14 protein-coding genes are annotated in these 21,106 nt (G+C 61.7%); 12 read left to right on the top strand and 2 right to left on the bottom strand.

Annotated features, from left to right (window positions below):
- Nucleotides 1-157 precede the first annotated feature (157 nt).
- A complete protein-coding gene (locus AC07NR_RS12650; RefSeq protein WP_248739978.1) occupies nucleotides 158-1,534 on the bottom strand; it encodes an L-serine ammonia-lyase in 1,377 nt (458 codons plus the stop codon).
- 434 nt (nucleotides 1,535-1,968) lie between these two features.
- Between AC07NR_RS12650 and AC07NR_RS12645 the strand changes: the two genes are divergently transcribed.
- From AC07NR_RS12645 to choV, 3 genes are all read left to right on the top strand, one after another.
- Entirely contained in the window at nucleotides 1,969-2,916 is a 948-nt protein-coding gene (locus AC07NR_RS12645) for a choline ABC transporter substrate-binding protein (RefSeq protein WP_085709140.1), read from the top strand.
- 66 nt (nucleotides 2,917-2,982) lie between these two features.
- On the top strand, nucleotides 2,983-3,828 hold the full coding sequence (gene choW, locus AC07NR_RS12640) for a choline ABC transporter permease subunit (RefSeq protein WP_085709139.1): 846 nt from the start codon (nucleotides 2,983-2,985) through the stop codon (nucleotides 3,826-3,828).
- Nucleotides 3,825-5,003, top strand: coding sequence for a choline ABC transporter ATP-binding protein (gene choV / locus AC07NR_RS12635; protein ID WP_085709138.1), 1,179 nt, complete (start codon nucleotides 3,825-3,827; stop codon nucleotides 5,001-5,003). The genes choW and choV overlap by 4 nt, the downstream gene beginning before the upstream one ends.
- Nucleotides 5,004-5,091: 88 nt before the next feature.
- Here choV and betT read toward each other — a convergent pair whose 3' ends face one another.
- Nucleotides 5,092-7,089 carry a choline BCCT transporter BetT gene (gene betT / locus AC07NR_RS12630; protein ID WP_085709137.1) on the bottom strand — a complete coding sequence of 666 codons (1,998 nt, stop codon included), beginning with the start codon at nucleotides 7,087-7,089 and terminating at the stop codon, nucleotides 5,092-5,094.
- 425 nt (nucleotides 7,090-7,514) lie between these two features.
- On the opposite strand from betT, the gene betI reads away from it, so the two are divergent.
- The 9 genes from betI (at nucleotide 7,515) to yccS (ending at nucleotide 21,106) form a co-directional block, all read left to right on the top strand.
- The gene (gene betI / locus AC07NR_RS12625; protein ID WP_085688616.1) at nucleotides 7,515-8,108 is read left to right on the top strand and encodes a transcriptional regulator BetI; all 594 of its coding nucleotides are present in this window, start codon (nucleotides 7,515-7,517) and stop codon (nucleotides 8,106-8,108) included.
- An 88-nt stretch (nucleotides 8,109-8,196) separates the two neighbouring features.
- Entirely contained in the window at nucleotides 8,197-9,669 is a 1,473-nt protein-coding gene (gene betB, locus AC07NR_RS12620) for a betaine-aldehyde dehydrogenase (RefSeq protein ID WP_495078670.1), read from the top strand.
- A gap of 115 nt (nucleotides 9,670-9,784) precedes the next feature.
- Nucleotides 9,785-11,488, top strand: coding sequence for a choline dehydrogenase (gene betA / locus AC07NR_RS12615; protein ID WP_248739976.1), 1,704 nt, complete (start codon nucleotides 9,785-9,787; stop codon nucleotides 11,486-11,488).
- 193 nt (nucleotides 11,489-11,681) lie between these two features.
- Nucleotides 11,682-13,124, top strand: a complete 1,443-nt coding sequence (locus tag AC07NR_RS12610) for a TldD/PmbA family protein (protein ID WP_495078669.1) — start codon at nucleotides 11,682-11,684, stop codon at nucleotides 13,122-13,124.
- A complete protein-coding gene (locus tag AC07NR_RS12605) occupies nucleotides 13,124-14,461 on the top strand; it encodes a TldD/PmbA family protein (protein ID WP_119427583.1) in 1,338 nt (445 codons plus the stop codon). Before AC07NR_RS12610 ends, AC07NR_RS12605 begins: the two co-directional genes overlap by 1 nt.
- 108 nt (nucleotides 14,462-14,569) lie before the next feature.
- Nucleotides 14,570-16,009, top strand: coding sequence for a multidrug transporter subunit MdtD (mdtD, locus tag AC07NR_RS12600; RefSeq protein ID WP_495078668.1), 1,440 nt, complete (start codon nucleotides 14,570-14,572; stop codon nucleotides 16,007-16,009).
- Between the two features lie 80 nt (nucleotides 16,010-16,089).
- On the top strand, nucleotides 16,090-17,475 hold the full coding sequence (gene dbpA, locus AC07NR_RS12595) for an ATP-dependent RNA helicase DbpA (protein ID WP_495078667.1): 1,386 nt from the start codon (nucleotides 16,090-16,092) through the stop codon (nucleotides 17,473-17,475).
- 158 nt (nucleotides 17,476-17,633) lie between these two features.
- A complete protein-coding gene (locus AC07NR_RS12590; protein ID WP_495078666.1) occupies nucleotides 17,634-18,812 on the top strand; it encodes a BaiN/RdsA family NAD(P)/FAD-dependent oxidoreductase in 1,179 nt (392 codons plus the stop codon).
- Nucleotides 18,813-18,922: 110 nt separating this feature from the next.
- Nucleotides 18,923-21,106: a YccS family putative transporter gene (gene yccS / locus AC07NR_RS12585; RefSeq protein WP_134828362.1), complete on the top strand. Its 2,184-nt coding sequence runs from the start codon at nucleotides 18,923-18,925 to the stop codon at nucleotides 21,104-21,106.

The raw sequence follows: 21,106 nt of genomic DNA, 5'->3' as shown, positions 1-21,106 counted from the left end.
GTCACCGCTGGCACGGATGACGGACGGTAGCCGGTGCGAATCCGGGCATGTTGGTGGGAAACACTCTTATCTGATTGCGACGCGCCAAAAGGTGGCGCGTTTTATTGTCGATGCTCACTTGGTGCGCAGTTTTGACTGGTCCGGCGCTGTCGGCGTATCAGCACTCGACCGCGCTGACCGCCAATCCACCGCGTGAAGTCTCTTTATATTTGTCATGCATGTCGGCGCCGGTATCGCGCATGGTGCGGATCACCCGGTCCAGCGAAATAAAGTGCTGGCCATCGCCGCGCAAGGCCATCTGCGCTGCGTTGATCGCCTTCACCGCCGCAATCGCGTTGCGCTCGATGCATGGCACTTGGACCAGACCGCCCACCGGATCGCAGGTCAAACCGAGGTTGTGCTCCAGGCCGATCTCCGCCGCGTTGCACAATTGCTCCGGGCTTGCTCCAAGGATTTCCGCCAACCCCGCCGCCGCCATTGCACAGGCCGAACCGACCTCACCCTGACAACCGACTTCGGCGCCGGAGATCGAAGCGTTCTTCTTGCACAGAATCCCCACCGCCGCCGCGCCGAGGAAATAATCGACCACGTTGGCGTCGGTCACCGCCTCGCTGAATTTCATGAAGTAGTGCAGCACCGCCGGAATGATCCCGGCCGCGCCGTTGGTCGGTGCCGTGACCATGCGCCCGCCGGCCGCGTTCTCTTCGTTCACCGCCAGGGCGAACAGGTTGACCCACTCCATGGCGCTGAGGGTCGAGCCGATCACGTTGGGCTTGTTCAATTCCTGAAGACTGCGGTGCAACTTGGCCGCACGCCGGCGCACATTGAGGCCGCCGGGCAAGATGCCTTCGTGCTTGAGGCCCTGCTCGACACAATCCTGCATCGCCCGCCAGAGTTTCATCAGCCCGGCGCGGATTTCCTCTTCGCTGCGCCAGACTTTCTCGTTGGCCATCATCAGTTCGGCCACGCGCAGGTTGTTCTGCTTGCACAGCTCCAGCAGCTCGACCGCACTGGAGAAGTCATAGGGCAATTCGGTGCGATCCAGATCCACCACACCGCTGGACGCCTGCGCTTCATCGACGACAAAACCGCCGCCGACCGAATAGTAGGTGTCGCGATGAATCTCGCCGTGATCGCCTTCGGCAACCAGGGTCATGGCGTTGGGGTGGAACGGCAGGTTCTCGTCGATCAGGCGCATGTCGCGGGCCCATATAAAAGGCACCGACAAACGACCATCCAGTAAAAGGGTGTGAGTTTCGCGCAGAGCCTGGATCCGCGGGCCGATCTGCGACGGGTCGATTGCGTCCGGCCACTCGCCCATCAGGCCCATGATCACCGCATTGTCGCTGCCGTGACCGACACCGGTGGCCGACAGCGAACCGAACAGCTGCACCTCGATCCGCCGCACTTGTTCCAGCAGAAATCTGTCGCGCAGCGACTCGACGAACAGCGCCGCGGCGCGCATCGGCCCGACGGTGTGAGAACTGGAGGGACCAATGCCGATTTTGAACAGGTCGAAAACGCTGATAGCCATTGATGCAGAGCTCCTGAGAGTGCCGGTCCGGGGCGTGAAGCGCCCGCTGGCGGAGCTGCTACGCTCAAGCTGCGATCCGCCGGAATGCCCGCATCATCAGGCTTTTCCCGGGTCGCACGGCGTCTGACACCGACGCACTCATGCCCACGAACGCCGTGCCGGTTTTCGCCCGTGTTTTCGCCGTTTTTATGCGGTTCAGATGGCCAAACAGGGCTGAAAAAAGCTGTAAACGACGTCACTGACACTGGATGCGACCATCCCTGTACTGGATACGACGCACCCTGTAGGCGTCAGATTTTCACTGGTACATGATCGTATCGACTCGATTGCAAGGCGCCGTGACAGAGCTGTCTCCAGAACGCCATCCAACCGCAACCTATAAGTGCGGTGGTCCAGTCGGAACACTGCCAAAAAAAACACCAAGGAGTCCATCCATGAAAGGTTCCCCGTCGTTGTTGTTGGCCGCCATGCTGAGTCTGCCGTTACTGGCTCAAGCCGCAGAACCGGCGCAGTGCAGTACCGTTAACTTCTCCGATGTCGGCTGGACCGACATCACCGCAACAACCGCGACCACCAGCGTGGTGCTCGACGCCCTCGGCTACAAGACCAAGACCACCATGATTTCCGTGCCCGTGACCTACAAGTCGCTGGCCGACGGCAAGAACATGGACGTGTTCCTCGGCAACTGGATGCCGACCATGGAAAACGACATCAAGGCCTACCGTGATGCCGGCACCGTGGAAGTGGTGCGCACCAACCTCAAGGGCGCCAAATACACCCTCGCCGTACCGCAGGCGCTGTACGACAAAGGCCTGCATGACTTCGCCGACATCGCCAAATTCAAGAAAGAACTCGACGGCAAGATCTACGGCATCGAGCCTGGCAACGACGGCAACCGCCTGATCCAGAGCATGATCGACAAGAACGCCTTCGGCCTGAAAGACGCCGGCTTCAAGGTCGTCGAATCGTCCGAGGCGGGCATGCTCTCGCAGGTCGACCGTGCGCAGAAACGCGACACCGCGGTGGTGTTCCTCGGCTGGGCGCCGCACCCGATGAACAAGCGCTTCAAGATTCAATACCTGACCGGCGGCGACGACTTCTTCGGCCCGGATTTCGGCGCGGCCACCGTCGCGACCAACACCCGCAAGGGCTACGTCGAGGAATGCAGCAACGTCGGTCAGTTGCTGAAAAATCTGGAGTTCACCGTCGACATGGAAAGCACCCTGATGGGCAACATCCTCGACGACAAGATGAAGCCTGAAGCGGCCGCCAAGGCCTGGCTGAAAAAGAATCCACAGGTGCTCGATACCTGGCTCGCTGGCGTGACCACCATTGACGGTAAACCTGGCCTGGAGGCCGTGAAAGCCAAGCTGAATCAGTAATCGCTTATGCCGGGCGGGCCAGTCCCGCCCGGGCTGTTATTTCCTTGCATGCGGACGTTCACTACCATGCTGATTGATCAGAAAATCCCTTTAGGCCAGTACATCGCGGGCTTCGTTGAATGGTTGACGCAACACGGCGCCAGCACCTTCGACGCAATCGCCGTGACCCTGGAAACGATGATCCACGGCGTGACGTTTGCGCTGACCTGGTTCAACCCGCTGGTGTTGATCGGCCTCATCGCTCTGCTCGCGCACTTCATTCAACGCAAATGGGGCCTGACCGCCTTCGTGATCGCCTCCTTTCTGCTGATCCTCAATCTGGGGTACTGGCAGGAAACCATGGAAACCCTCGCCCAGGTCATGTTCGCGACCCTGGTCTGCGTGGTCATCGGCGTGCCGCTGGGCATCGTCGCCGCGCACAAACCGATGTTCTACACTTTGATGAGGCCGGTGCTCGATCTGATGCAGACCGTACCGACCTTCGTTTACCTCATTCCTACCCTGACCCTCTTCGGGCTGGGCGTGGTTCCGGGCCTGATCTCCACGGTGGTGTTCGCCATCGCTGCGCCGATCCGCCTGACCTACCTGGGCATCCGCGATGTCCCGGAAGAACTGATGGACGCCGGCAAGGCCTTCGGCTGCTCGCGTCGCCAACTGCTTTCACGGATCGAACTGCCCCACGCCATGCCGAGCATCGCAGCCGGCATCACCCAGTGCATCATGCTGTCGCTGTCGATGGTGGTGATCGCGGCACTGGTGGGCGCCGACGGACTCGGCAAACCGGTGGTCAACGCACTGAACACTGCTGATATCGCCCTCGGCTTCGAAGCGGGCCTGGCGATCGTACTGCTGGCGATCATGCTCGACCGTATCTGCAAACAACCCGACGCCAAAGTAGGGGGTGACGCATGAGCATAATCCGCTTCGACAACGTAGACGTTATCTTCGCCAAGGATCCACGCGAGGCACTCAAGCTGCTGGATCAGGGCATGACCCGTAACGAGATCCTGAAAAAGACCGGGCAGATTGTCGGCGTTGAAAAGGCCAGCCTGGATATCGAGAAAGGTGAAATCTGCGTACTGATGGGCCTGTCCGGCTCCGGCAAATCCAGCCTGTTGCGCTGCATCAACGGCCTCAACACCGTGAGCCGCGGCAAGCTGTTCGTCGAGCACGAAGGCAAACAGATCGACATCGCGTCCTGCAGCCCGGCCGAACTGAAGATGATGCGCACCAAGCGCATTGCCATGGTGTTCCAGAAATTCGCTCTGATGCCCTGGTTGACCGTGCGCGAGAACATCAGCTTCGGTCTGGAAATGCAGGGCCGTCCCGAGAAAGAACGCCGCAAACTGGTGGATGACAAACTTGAGCTGGTGGGCCTGACCCAGTGGCGCAACAAGAAACCCAACGAACTGTCCGGCGGCATGCAACAGCGTGTGGGCCTGGCCCGCGCCCTGGCGATGGACGCCGACATTCTGCTGATGGACGAACCGTTCTCGGCCCTCGACCCGCTGATCCGCCAGGGCCTGCAGGACGAATTGCTGGAACTGCAACGCAAGTTGAGCAAGACCATCGTGTTCGTGAGCCACGACCTTGACGAGGCGCTCAAACTCGGCAGCCGCATCGCGATCATGAAAGACGGCCGGATCATCCAGTACAGCGTGCCGGAAGAGATCGTGCTCAACCCTGCGGACGACTACGTGCGCACCTTCGTCGCCCACACCAATCCGCTGAACGTGCTCTGCGGTCGCAGCCTGATGCGCACCCTGGACAACTGCAAACGCATCAACGGTTCGGTGTGCCTCGATCCGGGCGGCGACTCATGGCTGGACCTGGCCGAAGGCAACACCATCAAGGGTGCACGCAAGAACGGCTCGGTACTCGACCTGCAGAACTGGGTACCGGGGCAAGCGGTGGAAGGTCTCGATCGTCGTCCGACGCTGGTGGACTCGAACATCGGCATGCGTGACGCGTTGCAGATCCGTTACCAGACCGGCAACAAGCTGGTGCTGCACGACAACAACCATGTGGTGGGGATTCTCGGGGACAGCGAGCTGTATCACGCGCTGCTCGGGAAGAACCTGGGGTAAAGAGAGCAGACACAAAAACGCCGCGAGAGGATCGCGGCGTTTTTGTTTTCATCATTCCCACGCAGAACGTGGGAATGAACAATCGCTTTTAGCTGTACACCCGGCCAAGGAGCTGCCGATGGCTTTCAAACTGATCGAGCACATCGCGTGTGATCTGATCCTGCGTGAAGCCCATCAGGTCGTAATCCTGGCTGCCGTTGTGCAGGTACACCTCGGCGCGGTAGTAACGCTGGCGCGCTTCATCGGACTGGGCCGATTCGGTCGGGGTCGCCAGGTAGCCGTCCAGGCTCACTTCGTAGACAAAAGGGTTGCCCTCTTCCATCTCGACGCGCACGCCCATGCAACGCTTGGATTTACCCAGCAGCGTCTGCACTTCCAGGCCTTGGGCACGCAGCTGTGCAGCCGCATCGTCCAGCGCCGGAGTGACGTGTTTGTCCATGAAGCGCTGCACCACCGACTGGCTCGGTTGCAGGTCCAGTTGAGTCAGGCGCTCGCTGAAACCACGACGACCGCGCTCAGCCAGTTGCGCTTGCTCCTGTTCGATCTGCATGTCCTGGCGCATCGCCTTGTGCAGGCCGAACATGAAGCACACCAGCACCACCGAGAACGGCAGACCGGCCAGCACCACCATGGTTTGCATGGCTTCGAAGTTACCGGCGAACAGCAGGCCGATGGTCACCAGGGTGATCACGACCGACCAGAAGATCCGCAACCAGTGCGGCGCGTCTTCATCAACGGTGCCGCCCTTGCAGGAAAGGTTGGCCATCATCACCGCGCCGGAGTCGGCCGGGGTCAGGAACAGCACGAAACCTACGAAGATCGACACACCGATGACGACTTTCGACGCCGGGTAGTGTTCCAGCAACTGATAGATCGCCATCGACGGCTGTTCCAGCGCCGTCTTGCCGAGTTCCACCGCACCGTGGTTCATCACCAGGTCCAGTGCCGAGTTACCGAAAATCGACAGCCACGCCAGGGTGAAACCCAGCGGAATCAGCAGCACGCCGGCCACCAGTTCACGCACGGTACGACCACGGGAAATACGTGCGATGAACATGCCTACGAATGGGGCCCAGGAAATCCACCATGCCCAGTAGAACAGAGTCCACAGGCCCAGCCAGCGGTCGGACTTGGCACTGTCGCCTTCATAGACGTACAGGTCGAAGGTCTTCATGACCACGCCGTTGAGGTAGTCGCCGATGTTCTGCACGAAGCCGTTGAGCAGGTGCAGGGTCGGGCCGAACAGCAGGACGAAAATCAACAGGCCGCTGAACAGAATGATGTTGAGGTTGGACAGACGACGGATGCCGTTTTCCACACCGGACACGGCAGCGATGGTCGCCACGGTGCTCATCACGATGATCACGATCAGCAGGTTGGTGTTGCTGTGCTCCATGCCGAACAGGTTTTCCAGGCCCGAGGACACTTGCAGCGAGCCGATCCCCAGGTTGGTCACCAGACCCAGCAGGGTCACGAACATGCCGAAGCCGTCTACCGCATGACCGGCTGCGCCCTTCACCCAACGCTCGCCCACCAGCGGGTACAGCGCCGAACGCAGTGCCAGCGGCTGGTTGTGACGGTAAGCGAAATAAGCCACGGCCAGACCGACCAGCGCGTAGATCGCCCAGCCGTGCAGGCCCCAGTGCAGGAAGGTCAGCTGGACAGCCTGACGTGCCGCCAGGTTGGTGGCCGATGCGCCTTCCGGCGGGTTGAAGTAGTGATCCAGCGGCTCGGACGCGCCGAAGTACAGCAGCGAAATACCGATACCCGACGAGAACAGCATCCCCGCCCAGGCGCCGTAGCTGAAATCAGGGGTGTCGTCCTTGCTACCCAGTTTGAGTTTGCCGTAGGAGGAAAACGCCAGGCCCACCACGAAAACGAGGTAAGCGGCGATCACCACCATGTAGTACCAGCCGAAGCTGCGGGACAACCAGGCCTGAGCCACTCCCAACATTCTGCCGGCCTCTTGCGGGGCGATGATCAGAATGGCGGTCAACAACAGAATCAGCACGGTAGAGGTGTAGAACACCCAACCGTTGACCGTCACCTTCTCGGGCGGGGTCTTTATAAGCGAGGCAGAACTCATGGCACAAATGCTCCAGGCAGTGCGAGAGAAGAACACAAGGCAACACGGAACCCGACCAATCGGTTAGTTGGCAGCCGACCGGCGGGTGATATAAAGACACCCCGAAAAAAGCCCGAACCTGCAGAGATGGCACCGCGAATCGCCGTCGTGGCCGAGGTCCGGACGTTCATCCGAAACCTGGCCTCGAGCGTCTTGCCCATTCAACACGTCCATCGAACGTCGAACCGCGCCTTGCCCCGCGCAGGTTTCGAGCATTTTCGGATGTCGGTTTATCGCCACTTACTCGTAGGAAAAATCTGTAGGCAGCGACGATTTGTCGCAGATCTTATTCTTTGTTGATTGAACGTTCAATCAAAACAAAATAGACTGGCCCTCAATCCGATCGACGTTTATCGCCCGTCGGAAGGCCTAAGGAGATGTGCAAGATGCCCAAGGTCGGTATGCAACCCATCCGCCGCCAACAACTGATCGAAGCCACTTTGCAGGCGGTCGATCAGGTCGGAATGGGGGACGCCAGCATTGCGCTGATCGCCCGTCTGGCCGGTGTCTCGAATGGCATCATCAGTCACTATTTTCAGGACAAGAACGGCCTGATTGCCGCCACGATGCGGTATCTGATGAGCGTCCTCAGCGAGAACGTCACCGCGCGCCGTCAGGCGCTGGCAGACAGCAGCCCCCGGGCGCATCTGCAGGTGATCATCGAAGGCAACTTCGACGCCAGCCAGGTCAATGGCCCGGCAATGAAAACCTGGCTGGCCTTCTGGGCCACCAGCATGCACCAGCCGTCTTTGCACAGGTTGCAGCGGATCAACGATCACCGTCTGTATTCCAACCTGTGCTGCGAGTTCCGCCGTGTGTTGCCGCTCGAAGATGCGCGCACCGCCGCCCGTGGACTGGCAGCTCTCATCGACGGCTTGTGGTTGCGCGGCGCGCTGTCGGGAGACGCTTTCGACACTGCGCAGGCGCAACAGATCGCTTACGAATACATGGATTTCCAATTGGCCAAGAAGGTGAGCTAGAGCACACAGAAAACGCTCGGCCCCTGAACGCCACCGCAGCCTGATCGCGGTGGTCAACGCCAACCACTAATGCACTTGCGAGGACACTATGGCCCGTTTCGAACTGCAAAAACTCTACATCGATGGCGCGTACTCCGACGCCGGCAGCGATGCCACCTTCGAAGCCATCAACCCGGCTAACGGTGAAGTCCTCGCACAAGTGCAACGTGCGACCAAGGAAGACGTCGAGCGCGCTGTCGTCAGCGCCGAAAAAGGCCAGAAAATCTGGGCTGCGATGACCGCCATGGAGCGTTCGCGCATCCTGCGTCGCGCCGTCGACATCCTGCGCGAGCGCAACGATGAACTGGCTGCCCTGGAAACCCTGGACACCGGTAAAGCCTTCTCCGAAACCAAGTACGTCGACATCGTCACCGGCGCCGACGTGCTGGAATACTACGCAGGCCTGGTACCCGCCATTGAAGGCGAGCAGATCCCGCTGCGTGACACCGCATTCGTCTACACCCGTCGCGAGCCGCTGGGCGTTGTCGCCGGTATCGGCGCGTGGAACTACCCGATCCAGATCGCCCTGTGGAAATCCGCTCCAGCCCTGGCGGCCGGTAACGCGATGATCTTCAAGCCAAGCGAAGTCACCTCGCTGACCACCCTGAAACTGGCCGAGATCTACACCGAAGCCGGCGTTCCGAACGGCGTGTTCAACGTCCTGACCGGCAGCGGCCGTGAAGTCGGCACCTGGCTGACCGAGCACCCACGCATCGAGAAAATCTCCTTCACCGGCGGCACCGACACCGGCAAGAAGGTCATGGCCAGCGCTTCGGCTTCGTCGCTGAAAGACGTGACCATGGAACTGGGCGGCAAGTCTCCGCTGATCATCTGCGACGACGCCGACCTGGATCGCGCCGCCGACACCGCCATGATGGCCAACTTCTACAGCTCCGGTCAGGTCTGCACCAACGGCACTCGCGTGTTCGTGCCGGCGCACCTGAAAGCCGCTTTCGAAGCCAAGATCGTCGAGCGCGTTGCGCGCATCCGCGTTGGCAACCCGGAAGACGAAAACACCAACTTCGGCCCGCTGGTCAGCTTCGCGCACATGGAAAACGTGCTGGGCTACATCGCCAAGGGTAAAGAAGAAGGCGCCCGCGTTCTGTGCGGCGGCGAGCGCATGACCGACGGCGAATTCGCCAAGGGCGCGTTCGTCGCACCGACCGTGTTCACCGACTGCACCGACGACATGACCATCGTCCGTGAAGAAATCTTCGGCCCGGTCATGGCGATCCTGACCTACGAAACCGAAGAAGAAGTGATCCGCCGCGCCAACGACACCGACTTCGGCCTGGCCGCCGGTATCGTCACCCGCGACCTGAACCGCGCCCACCGCGTAATTCATCAACTGGAAGCCGGTATCTGCTGGATCAACGCCTGGGGCGAGTCCGACGCAAAAATGCCGGTTGGCGGTTACAAGCAGTCGGGCGTCGGCCGTGAGAACGGCATCAGCTCGCTGAACAACTTCACTCGCATCAAATCGGTACAGGTCGAGCTGGGCGATTACGTCTCGGTGTTCTAAGACCCGCCATCGTGCGCTGCCCGCGAAGCCGCCTTCGCGGGCATGTCTGATCGCCGCTCCCGCAAGGGAAGCGCCGGCTGTCTGACCTGACCAACTTTCAAAGAGGGTGCATTCAATGTCCCAGGAATTCGATTACATCATTGTGGGTGCCGGTTCTGCCGGTAACACCCTGGCGACCCGTCTGACTGAAGACGAAGGCGTCACCGTCCTGCTGCTCGAAGCGGGCGGCCCGGACTACCGCATGGACTTCCGCACGCAAATGCCAGCCGCACTGGCATTCCCGCTGCAGGGCCGTCGCTACAACTGGGCGTACGAAACCGATCCGGAACCGTACATGGACGGTCGTCGCATGGAATGCGGCCGCGGCAAGGGCCTCGGCGGCTCCTCGCTGATCAACGGCATGTGCTACATCCGCGGCAACGCGATGGACTACGACGGCTGGGCAAAACTGCCAGGCCTGGAAGACTGGACTTACCTCGACTGCCTGCCGTACTTCCGTAAAGCGGAAACCCGCGACATCGGTCCGAACGACTACCACGGTGGCGAAGGCCCGGTCAGCGTGACCACGCCGAAAGCTGGCAACAACCCGCTGTTCCACGCCATGGTTGAAGCCGGCGTGCAGGCCGGTTACCCGCGTACCGAAGACTTGAACGGCTACCAGCAGGAAGGCTTCGGCCCGATGGACCGCACCGTGACGCCGAAAGGCCGTCGTGCTTCCACCGCCCGTGGTTACCTGGACGTGGCCAAGAAGCGTTCGACCCTGACCATCGTCACTCACGCCCTGACTGACAAGGTTCTGTTCGAAGGCAAGCGCGCCATTGGCGTACGTTATCTGGTTGGCGCTGCCGAAGAGCGCGTTGAAGCCCGTGCCCGTAAAGAAGTCATCGTCTGCTCCGGCGCGATCGCTTCGCCGCAACTGCTGCAACGCTCCGGCGTCGGCCCGGCGAAACTGCTGGAAAGCCTCGACATCCCGGTCGTTCACGATCTGCCGGGCGTCGGCGAAAACCTGCAGGATCACCTTGAGCTGTACCTGCAATTCGCTTGCACCCAACCGGTCTCGCTGTACCCGTCGCTGCTCTGGTACAACCAGCCGGCCATCGGTGCCGAGTGGCTGTTCAACGGCACCGGCATCGGCGCCAGCAACCAGTTCGAAGCCGGCGGTTTCATCCGTACTCGCGAAGAGTTCGAATGGCCTAACATCCAGTACCACTTCCTGCCGGTAGCGATTAACTACAACGGCAGCAACGGTGTGCAAGAGCACGGTTTCCAGGCGCACATGGGTTCCATGCGTTCGCCGAGCCGTGGTCGCATCCAGGTCAAGTCGAAAGACCCGCGCCAGCACCCGAGCATCCTGTTCAACTACATGGCCACCGAGCAGGACTGGCAGGAATTCCGCGACGGCATCCGCCTGACCCGTGAAATCATGCAACAGCCTGCACTGGACGCTTTCCGTGGCCGCGAAATCAGCCCGGGCATCGAAGTGCAAACCGATGAGCAACTGGACAAGTTCATCCGCGAGCACGCCGAAACCGCGTTCCACCCGTCCTGCTCGTGCAAGATGGGCACCGACGAGATGGCGGTCGTGGACGGCCAGGGCCGCGTGCATGGCATGCAGGGTCTGCGCGTGGTCGATGCTTCGATCATGCCGATCATCACCACCGGCAACCTGAACGCCCCGACGATCATGATGGCCGAGAAAATCGCCGACAAGATCCGTGGCCGTCAGCCACTGCCACGCAGCAAGGCACCGTACTACGTCGCCGGCGATGCGCCGGTGAAAGGCAAGGCACTGCGTGATGTGAGTGCGGTTGCTCAGTAAGTCGTAATACCGGGCGGTGATCGTTCCCACGCAATGTGGGAACGATCAGCCGACTCAAAGCAGTAAATCCTCCTACACCCCCTCTTCACTTGATCCTACCCCGACGCAGGCCTACTCTAGTCCTCGCGCAATCGTGTCACCCCTCCCCGCCGAATCCGCTTCGCCGCTACTCCCATAACAAGGAGGTTCCCTGATGTTCGATTTCCACCCCCAGCTCAAGCAGCGCTTCGCTGCCTTGCGCACGGGCGCCGAGTTTTTTTCCTTGCGGTATGTACGCGAGTCCGGCCAGTACCTGTCGGTGCGCAAGAACGTCGCCGAACCGCCGAGCCTGAGCCGCGACGAAGGCGCGATGCTCACCGTCCGCGTCAACGGCGTCGAAGCCTACGCCGCGACCAATGACCTGTCGCAACAAGGACTGCAAGCCGCCCTCGAGCGCGCCGAACAGCAAGCCCGGCGGATCAAGCCCCACGCCCTGCTCGACCTGAGCCAGCAGCCGGTGTCCAGCGACCGCGCCGATTACTTTTCACCCAATCTCGAACAACCCTTCCCGTCCCTGAGCGAATGCTTCGAGCTGCTCGGCGCGGAATCCGCCTCGGTGCCAAAGGATGAGCGCCTGGTGAACTGGGAAGTGAGCATCGGCATCACCCACGTCGAACAGATTTACCTGAGCAGCGCCGGGGCCGAATTGCGCCAGGCCCAGCGCTTCGTCTATCCGGGTCTGGACGTCACCGCCTACGACGGCAACGACAGCCAGACTCGCAGCCTCGGCCGCGAGAACTTCGGCCAGCAGGGCGGCGCCGACGTGATCAGCCGTTGCGGCTTGATCGGCGCCGGCCCGCAAGTCGCCGATCAGGCGCTGCAACTGCTGCTCGCGCCAAATACGCCGCAAGGTCCGCGCGACCTGCTGCTGATGCCCGACCAGATGATGCTGCAGATCCACGAATCCATCGGCCACCCGCTGGAACTGGACCGGATCCTCGGCGACGAGCGCAACTACGCCGGCACCAGCTTCGTCAAAGCCTCGGATTTCGGCAGCCTGCAATACGGCTCGAAACTGCTCAACGTGACCTTCGATCCGGACATTCCCGAAGAGCTGGCGAGCTACGGCCACGATGACGACGGCTCCAAAGCCAGCAAGCAATTCCTGATTCGCGAAGGCCTGCTGGTACGGCCGTTGGGCGGTGCGCTGTCGCAGTTCCGCGCGGGCCTGGACGGTGTCGCCAACAGCCGCGCCTGCGGCTGGAACCGACCACCGATCGACCGCATGGCCAACCTCAATATCGAGCCGGGCGACCAGTCGCTGGAGCAACTGATCGGCGGCATCGAAAACGGCATCCTGATGAGCACCAACCGTTCGTGGTCGATCGACGACGCGCGGAACAAATTCCAGTTCGGCTGCGAATGGGGCCAGTTGATTGAAAACGGCGAACTCAAAGGCGTGGTGAAAAACCCGAACTACCGGGGTATTTCCGCGCACTTCTGGAAGAGCCTGCGCGCGGTCGGCAACGCCGGCACCACCAAAGTGCTGGGCACACCGAACTGCGGCAAGGGCGAACCGAACCAGGTGATCCGCGTCGGCCACGCTTCGCCGGCCTGCGTGTTCAGCAATGTTGATGTGTTTGGGGGAGACGCCTGATGAGTATTTCCAAGAGCCAGGTCGAGGCCTTCAAGGTGCTGGTCAACTGGCTGCGCGATGCCGTGCGCGAGCCGGAACAATTCACGCTGAGTTACGACGCCGAATCGTCGGCCTTCGTGCGCTTCAATCACGCGAAGGTGCGTCAGGCCGGGCAAGTGCAACAAGCCGGTATCGGCCTGAAACTGATCGACGACGGGCGCCATGCCGACCTGCACATCACCCTGTCCGGCGAACAGGCTACCGACCTGCAACGCCTCGCCGAAGGCCTGCAACAACTGCGCGAAACCCTGCCGCTGCTGCCGCAGGATCCGTACCTGCTGCTCAACCACAACGGCTGGCAGAGCCAGAATGTGCAGGAACATCCGCTGCCGGACACCGAGCAGGTGGTCGCTGAAATCGCCGAGGCGGCCGAAGGGCTGGATCTAGTCGGCTTCTATGCCGCAGGTCCCATCAGCCGTGGTTTCGCCAGTTCTTCCGGCGCGTTCGGCTGGCATCAGGCCAACAGTTTCAACTTCGACTTCAGCCTGTTCCACGAGAACGGCGAAGCGGTGAAAGCCAGCTACGCCGGGCACGAGTGGAGCAGCGAAGGTTTCGCCAAGCGTTTCCAGCAAGCCCGCGAGCAGCTTGAGTTTCTCGGTCGTCCGTTGCGCACCCTGCCACCGGGACAATACCGCGCCTATCTGGCACCGGCAGCCCTGGAAGAAATCATGGGCATGCTGTGCTGGGGCGGTTTCTCGGCGCAGTCGATTGCCAGCAAGAGCAGCCCGTTGCAGAAGCTGTATGCCGGCGATCAGGCGTTCAGTCCGCTGGTGTCCCTCGACGAGAAAGTCAGCGGTTCGCTGAGCCCGGCGTTTTCCGGTGAAGGTTATCCGCGCAGCGATCTGCGGTTGATCATCGAAGGCAAAGCAGGTGACCAGTTGGTGGGTTCGCGCAGTGCTGCCGAATACGGCCTGACGGCCAACGGTGCCGGCGGTGGCGAATCACCGAGCGCGCTGAACATGGGTGCCGGTGATCTGCCGCAGGCCGAAATCCTCAAGCAGTTGGGCACCGGCCTGTACATCAGCAACCTGTGGTACCTGAACTTCTCCGATCAACCGGCGGCGCGCCTGACCGGCATGACCCGGTTTGCCACGTTCTGGGTCGAGAACGGCGAGATTCAGGCGCCGGTCAGCACCATGCGTTTCGACGACAGCGCTTACAGCCTGCTGGGTTCGCAGCTGGAAGCGTTGACTGCCGAGCGCGAGTTGCTGCTGTCGGCAAGCACCTACAGTCAGCGCAATACGTCGTCGGCGTTGTTGCCGGGGGCGTTGGTGAGCCGATTGACCTTGACCTTGTAAAAGCATCGCGAGCAGGCTCGCTCCCACAGGTTCGCGCAGTCCATGTGGGAGCGAGCCTGCTCGCGATGAAGTCACCCCGGATTTACTGCGCCCATCACCAGAGGTTCCATGCCCAACCGCCCGCCTCTCGACGCCATCACCGCCCGCTGGTTGCCGTGGGTCGTCGCCATCGCTTTCTTCATGCAGTCCCTCGACGGGACCATCCTCAACACCGCCCTGCCGGCCATGGCACGGGATCTGGCCGAAGACCCGCTGCGCATGCAGGGTGTGGTCATCGCCTACATGCTCACCGTGGCGTTGCTGATTCCGGCCTCGGGCTGGATCGCCGACCGCTTCGGCACCAAGAAGATCTTCTTCGGCGCGATCCTGCTGTTCAGCATCGGCTCGCTACTCTGCGCCCTGTCCAGCAGCCTGACCATGCTGGTCGGCGCCCGGGTGATTCAGGGCCTCGGCGGTGCACTGATGCTGCCGGTCGGGCGACTGGTCGTGCTGCGCGCCTACCCGCGTTCGGAGCTGGTGCGGATCATGGGTTTCATCACCATTCCCGGCCTGCTCGGCCCGCTGATCGGCCCGACCATGGGCGGCTGGATGGTGCAATACCTGACGTGGCACTGGATCTTCCTGATCAACCTGCCGGTCGGCGTCATCGGCTGCTACGCGGTGTGGAAGTTCATTCCCGACCTGCGCGGCACCGAGCGCACACGCTTCGATAGCCTGGGTTTCCTGCTGTTTGGCGCAGCGATGATTCTGATCACCATCGCCATGGAAGGCCTTGGCGAATTGCATTTGCCGCACCTGCGGGTGATGTTGCTGCTGTTCGGCGGCATGGCCTGTCTGGCGGCGTACTGGTTGCGCGCCGGGCGGGTCGAGAATCCGCTGTTCGCGCCTTCGCTGTTCAAGACCCGGACGTTTGCGGTGGGGATCATCGGCAACCTGTTCGCCCGTCTGGGCAGCGGCGCGTTACCGTTTCTGGTGCCGTTGCTGCTGCAAGTGGCGCTGGGTTATTCACCGTCGCAGGCCGGGATGAGCATGCTGCCGCTGGCCGCTGCAGCGATGTTTGCCAAGTGGATGGCGCGACCGCTGATCGAGCGTCTCGGCTATCGCATCGTGCTCACCGGCAACACGCTGGCGCTGGGGATCATGCTGGCGAGCATGGGTCTGGTCAGCGAGCAGACACCGTATTGGCTGCTGTTGGGCCTGCTGGCGATCCTCGGCGCGATCAACTCGCTGCAGTTCACCGCGATGAACACCGTGACCCTGATCGACCTCGACGACGCCAGCGCCAGCAGCGGCAACAGTCTGCTGTCGGTGGTTGCGCAGTTGTCGCTGAGCCTCGGGGTGGCCTGCGCCGGTGCCTTGCTCGGCGGCTTCACGGCGGAAATCGGCAATGATGGCGTTGAAACCGTGCTGGGCGCGTTCCAGCTGACGTTCGTCACCGTGGGTGTCATGGCGATGCTGGCGGCGACCATCTTCTCGCAACTCTCGAAAGAAGACGGGCGGCGCGTCAAACGTCCCGATGAACATCCGGACGAACACATCGAACATTAACCACTGTTCGTCCAGAACTTTCGAGGAAAGTGGCACGGGGCTGCTACACTGCGCGACATTTTGTTTTGCAGGCCAGTCCCGTGACCACCATCGCCACCGCTTTTAATACTCTGCCGCTGTCCGCCGCCATGCTGGCTAACCTCGAATCACTCGGTTATGCCCAGATGACGCCGATCCAGGCGCAGAGCTTGCCGGTGATCCTCAAGGGGATGGACCTGATCGCCCAGGCCAAGACCGGCAGCGGCAAGACCGCCGCGTTCGGCATCGGCCTGCTGAACCCGATCAATCCGCGCTACTTCGGCTGCCAGGCGCTGGTGATTTGCCCGACTCGCGAACTGGCCGACCAGGTCGCCAAGGAAATCCGTCGTCTGGCCCGCGCCGAAGACAACATCAAGGTCCTGACCCTGTGCGGCGGCGTGTCGTTCGGCCCGCAGATCGGCTCGCTGGAGCATGGCGCGCACATCATCGTCGGCACCCCGGGCCGCATCCAGCAGCACCTGCGCAAGGGTTCGCTGGTTCTCGACGGCTTGAACACGCTGATCCTCGACGAAGCCGACCGCATGCTCGACATGGGTTTCTACGACGCCATCGAAGACATCATCGAGCAGACCCCGGCCCGTCGTCAGACCCTGCTGTTCTCGGCGACCTACCCGGTGGGCATCAAGCAACTGGCGTCGAAGTTCATGCGTGATCCGCAAACGGTGAAAGCCGAAGCGTTCCACGACGACACCCAGATCGAACAACGCTTCTACGAGATTTCCCCGGAAGAGCGCATGAGCGCGGTGACCAAGGTCCTGCACCACTTCCGTCCGGCCTCCACCGTGGCGTTCTGCTTCACCAAGCAGCAAGTGCAGGAAACCGTCGATCACCTGACCTCCAAGGGCATTTCCGCCGTTGGCCTGCATGGCGATCTGGAACAGCGTGACCGCGATCAGGTACTGGCAATGTTCGCCAACCGCAGTACTTCGGTACTGGTGGCCACCGACGTTGCCGCCCGTGGTCTGGACATCGATTCGCTGGACATGGTGATCAACGTCGAGCTGGCCCGGGATTCGGAAATCCACATTCACCGCGTCGGCCGTACCGGTCGTGCCGGCGAGAAAGGCATCGCGGTCAGCCTGGTGGCGCCGTCGGAAGCGCATCGTGCGCAAGCCATCGAACAACTGCAGAAAACCCCGCTGAACTGGGATCAGGTGGACAACCTGAAATCCCAGGGCGGTGCCCCGCTGCAACCGCCGATGAGCACGCTGTGCATCGCCGGCGGGCGCAAGGACAAGGTGCGTCCGGGTGACATTCTCGGCGCACTGACCGGTGAAGCCGGGATTCCGGGCACCCAGGTCGGCAAGATCGCGATCTTCGACTTCCAGTCCTATGTGGCCGTCGAGCGCACCGTGGTCATGCAGGCGCTGCAGCGCTTGAACAACGGCAAGATCAAGGGTCGTTCGCTGCGCGTTCGGGTTTTGTAAACGATCTACCATCCAAAGTAGATCCCCTGTGGGAGCGAGCCTGCTCGCGATGGCGGACTGTCAGCCAACAACTATGTTGCATGTGCCGACCCCATCGCGAGCAGGCTCGCTCCCACATTGGTTTCCGGTGAATTTGAATTTTGTGTGAGGACACCGTTTTGCGCTCTACCGAAGTCGTGATCATTGGCGCTGGCGCCGCTGGGTTGATGTGTGCACTGACCGCCGCCGGGCGCGGGCGTCAGGTGTTGCTGCTCGACCACGCGAACAAGGCCGGCAAGAAAATCCTGATGTCCGGCGGTGGGCGCTGCAACTTCACCAATATGTACACCGAGCCGGGCAATTTCCTCTCGCAGAATCCGCACTTCTGCAAATCCGCGCTGGCCCGCTACACCCAGTGGGATTTCATCGGCATGGTCGCCAAACACGGCGTGCCGTATCACGAGAAGAAACTCGGCCAGTTGTTCTGCGATAACAAATCCAGCGACATCCTCGGCATGCTGCTGGACGAGTGCGATCAGGTCGGCGTCAACTTGCACCTGGACACCTCGATCCAGACCATCGAGAAAGTCGAGGGCGGTTATCTGCTCGACACCACCCTCGGCCAGATCCAGTGCCAGTCGCTGGTAATCGCCACCGGCGGTCTGTCGATCCCGACGCTGGGCGCGACCGGATTCGGTTACCAGGTCGCCAAGCAATTCGGCCACGACCTGCTGCCGACCCGCGCCGGCCTGGTGCCGTTCACCATCACCGATCAGCTCAAGGATCTGTGCACCGAACTGTCCGGCACCTCGGTGGATTGCCTGGTCAGCTGCAACGACCAGAGCTTTCGCGAGAACATCCTGTTCACTCACCGCGGCCTCAGCGGCCCGGCGATTCTGCAGATTTCCTCGTTCTGGGAGCCGGGCGACACCGTCGAGATCAACCTGCTGCCCGATCACGACGCCGCAAGCTGGCTGCAACAGCAGACCGCCGAGCGCCCGAACAGCGAACTGAAAACCCTGCTGGGTGAAATCTTCACCAAGAAGATGGCCAACCTGCTGGCGGACAACTGGTTCGTCTCCAAACCGATGAAGCAGTACACCCACGCCGAACTGACGGACATCGCCGAGAAACTCGGCAGCTGGAAAGTCGTCCCGGCCGGCACCGAAGGCTACCGCACCGCCGAGGTAACGCTCGGTGGCGTCGACACCCGCGAAGTGTCGTCCAAGACCATGGAATCGCTGAAAAGCCCGGGGCTCTACTTCGTTGGCGAAGTGCTGGACGTCACCGGGCATCTGGGTGGTTTCAACTTCCAATGGGCCTGGGCATCGGGTTACGCGGCGGCGCAATACGTGTGATTTGAAGGCCGTGCGGAACACTTTTTGCTGTCAGATGTGATCGGCGCCATTGCGTCGGCGTCATTACTGGCTCAATTTAGCGGCATCGCCTCGGAAGGCCTTCGCACTTCATGTCCTCGACCTCGTTTCGTCAGTCTTTGCGGCGCCTGTGGGCGCTGGATAAATTCAGCTACAGCGTGCGGGTGTTCATCGCCCTGACCGGCAGCATGGCGCTGTGCTGGTATCAGGATGAAATGGGGCTGCTGATCCCGCTGTTCCTCGGGATCATCGCCAGCGCCCTGGCCGAGACCGACGACAGTTGGCAGGGCCGCCTCAATGCCCTGGCGGTAACGCTGGTGTGTTTCAGCGTTGCGGCGCTGTCGGTGGAATTGCTGTTCCCCTATCCCATCGTGTTCGTCATCGCTTTGGCACTGGCCAGTTTCGGCCTGACCATGCTCGGGGCGCTCGGTGAGCGTTATGGCGCGATCGCTTCGGCGACCCTGATTCTTTCCGTCTACACCATGATCGGCGTGGACCAGCGCGGCGGCGCGGTCACGGATTTCTGGCACGAACCGATGCTGCTGGTGGCCGGTGCCGCTTGGTACGGCTTGCTGTCGGTTTTGTGGCAGGCGATGTTTTCCAACCAGCCGGTGCAGCAAAGCCTGGCGCGGCTGTTTCGTGAGCTGGGTTATTACCTGAAGCTGAAAGCCTCGCTGTTCGAGCCGATCCGTCAGTTGGACGTCGAAGCGCGACGGCTGGAATTGGCCCAGCAAAACGGTCGTGTCGTGGCGGCACTGAACAGCGCCAAGGAAATCATCCTGCACCGCGTCGGCAACGGTCGCCCCGGCTCGAAAGTCAGCCGCTACCTGAAGCTGTACTTCCTCGCCCAAGACATTCACGAGCGCGCCAGTTCTTCGCACTACCCTTACAACGCGCTGGCCGAGGCGTTTTTCCACAGCGACGTGCTGTTCCGCTGCCAACGCCTGCTGCGCCAGCAAGGCAAGGCCTGCCGGGCGCTGGCCGAATCGATCCAGATGCGCCAGCCATTCATCTACGACGCGACTTTCGCCGAAGCCCTGAGCGACCTGCACGCCTCCCTCGAACACCTGCGCATCCAGAGCAACCCGGCCTGGCGCGGGCTGCTGCGTTCGCTGCGGGCGCTGGCGGCAAACCTCGGCACTCTTGACCGCTTGCTCAGCGATGCCAGCAACCCTGATGCGCTGGCCGATGCCACCGACAGCAGCCTGCTCGACCGTTCGCCGCGCAACTTCAAGGATGTCCTGACCCGTCTGCGCACGCAGCTGACGCCGACGTCATTGCTGTTCCGCCACGCCCTGCGCCTGCCGCTGGCGCTGAGCATCGGTTACGGCATGGTGCATCTGATTCACCCGTCGCAGGGTTACTGGATCATCCTCACCACGCTGTTCGTCTGCCAGCCGAATTACGGCGCCACCCGGCGCAAACTCGGTCAGCGGATTCTCGGCACCGCAATCGGCCTGACCATCGCCTGGGCGCTGTTCGATCTCTTCCCGAGCCCGCTGGTGCAGTCGTGCTTCGCCATCGCCGCCGGCGTGGTGTTCTTTACCAACCGCACCACCCGCTACACCGTGGCGACCGCCGCGATCACGATCATGGTGCTGTTCTGCTTCAACCAGGTCGGCGACGGTTACGGGCTGTTTGTGCCGCGCCTGTTCGATACCCTGCTCGGCAGCCTGATCGCAGGCCTGACGGTGATCCTGTTCCTGCCGGACTGGCAGGGTCGGCGCCTGAACAAAGTGCTGGCCAACACCCTGACCTGCAACAGCATCTACCTGCGCCAGATCATGCAGCAATACGCTGCCGGCAAGAGCGACGACCTCGCCTACCGCCTCGCCCGCCGCAACGCGCACAACGCCGACGCGGCGCTGTCGACCACGCTGGCAAACATGCTGATGGAGCCGGGGCATTTCCGCAAAGAGGCCGACGTCGGGTTCCGTTTCCTGGTGCTGTCGCACACGCTGCTCAGCTATCTGTCAGGGCTTGGTGCGCACCGGGAAACCCAGCTGCCGGCCGAAGTGCGTGAGCATCTGATCGATGGCGCCGGGGTGAAACTGGCCAGCAGCATCGATGAAATCGCCCAGGGTCTGGCGAGCAAACAGCCGATTGCGATTCAGAGCGATGAGGAAGAGGCGCTGGCCAATGAGCTTGAGCAGATGGCGGACGAGATCGATGAAGGCCAGCGGCTGGTGCAGACGCAACTGGCGCTGATCTGCCGTCAGCTAGGCCCGTTGCGGACGCTGGCGGCGCACTTGATCAAGGACACCGCCGAGGATTGA

This window comes from Pseudomonas sp. GW821-FHT09C09 (assembly GCF_059418105.1).
This window is presented reverse-complemented; position numbering and strand designations above follow the sequence as displayed.

Coding starts and splice junctions, on each gene's coding strand:
- AC07NR_RS12650 (WP_248739978.1), bottom strand. CDS start 1,534: ATGGCTATCAGCGTTTTCGACCTGTTCAAAATCGGCATTGGTCCCTCC.
- AC07NR_RS12645 (WP_085709140.1), top strand. CDS start 1,969: ATGAAAGGTTCCCCGTCGTTGTTGTTGGCCGCCATGCTGAGTCTGCCG.
- choW (WP_085709139.1), top strand. CDS start 2,983: ATGCTGATTGATCAGAAAATCCCTTTAGGCCAGTACATCGCGGGCTTC.
- choV (WP_085709138.1), top strand. CDS start 3,825: ATGAGCATAATCCGCTTCGACAACGTAGACGTTATCTTCGCCAAGGAT.
- betT (WP_085709137.1), bottom strand. CDS start 7,089: ATGAGTTCTGCCTCGCTTATAAAGACCCCGCCCGAGAAGGTGACGGTC.
- betI (WP_085688616.1), top strand. CDS start 7,515: ATGCCCAAGGTCGGTATGCAACCCATCCGCCGCCAACAACTGATCGAA.
- betB (WP_495078670.1), top strand. CDS start 8,197: ATGGCCCGTTTCGAACTGCAAAAACTCTACATCGATGGCGCGTACTCC.
- betA (WP_248739976.1), top strand. CDS start 9,785: ATGTCCCAGGAATTCGATTACATCATTGTGGGTGCCGGTTCTGCCGGT.
- AC07NR_RS12610 (WP_495078669.1), top strand. CDS start 11,682: ATGTTCGATTTCCACCCCCAGCTCAAGCAGCGCTTCGCTGCCTTGCGC.
- AC07NR_RS12605 (WP_119427583.1), top strand. CDS start 13,124: ATGAGTATTTCCAAGAGCCAGGTCGAGGCCTTCAAGGTGCTGGTCAAC.
- mdtD (WP_495078668.1), top strand. CDS start 14,570: ATGCCCAACCGCCCGCCTCTCGACGCCATCACCGCCCGCTGGTTGCCG.
- yccS (WP_134828362.1), top strand. CDS start 18,923: ATGTCCTCGACCTCGTTTCGTCAGTCTTTGCGGCGCCTGTGGGCGCTG.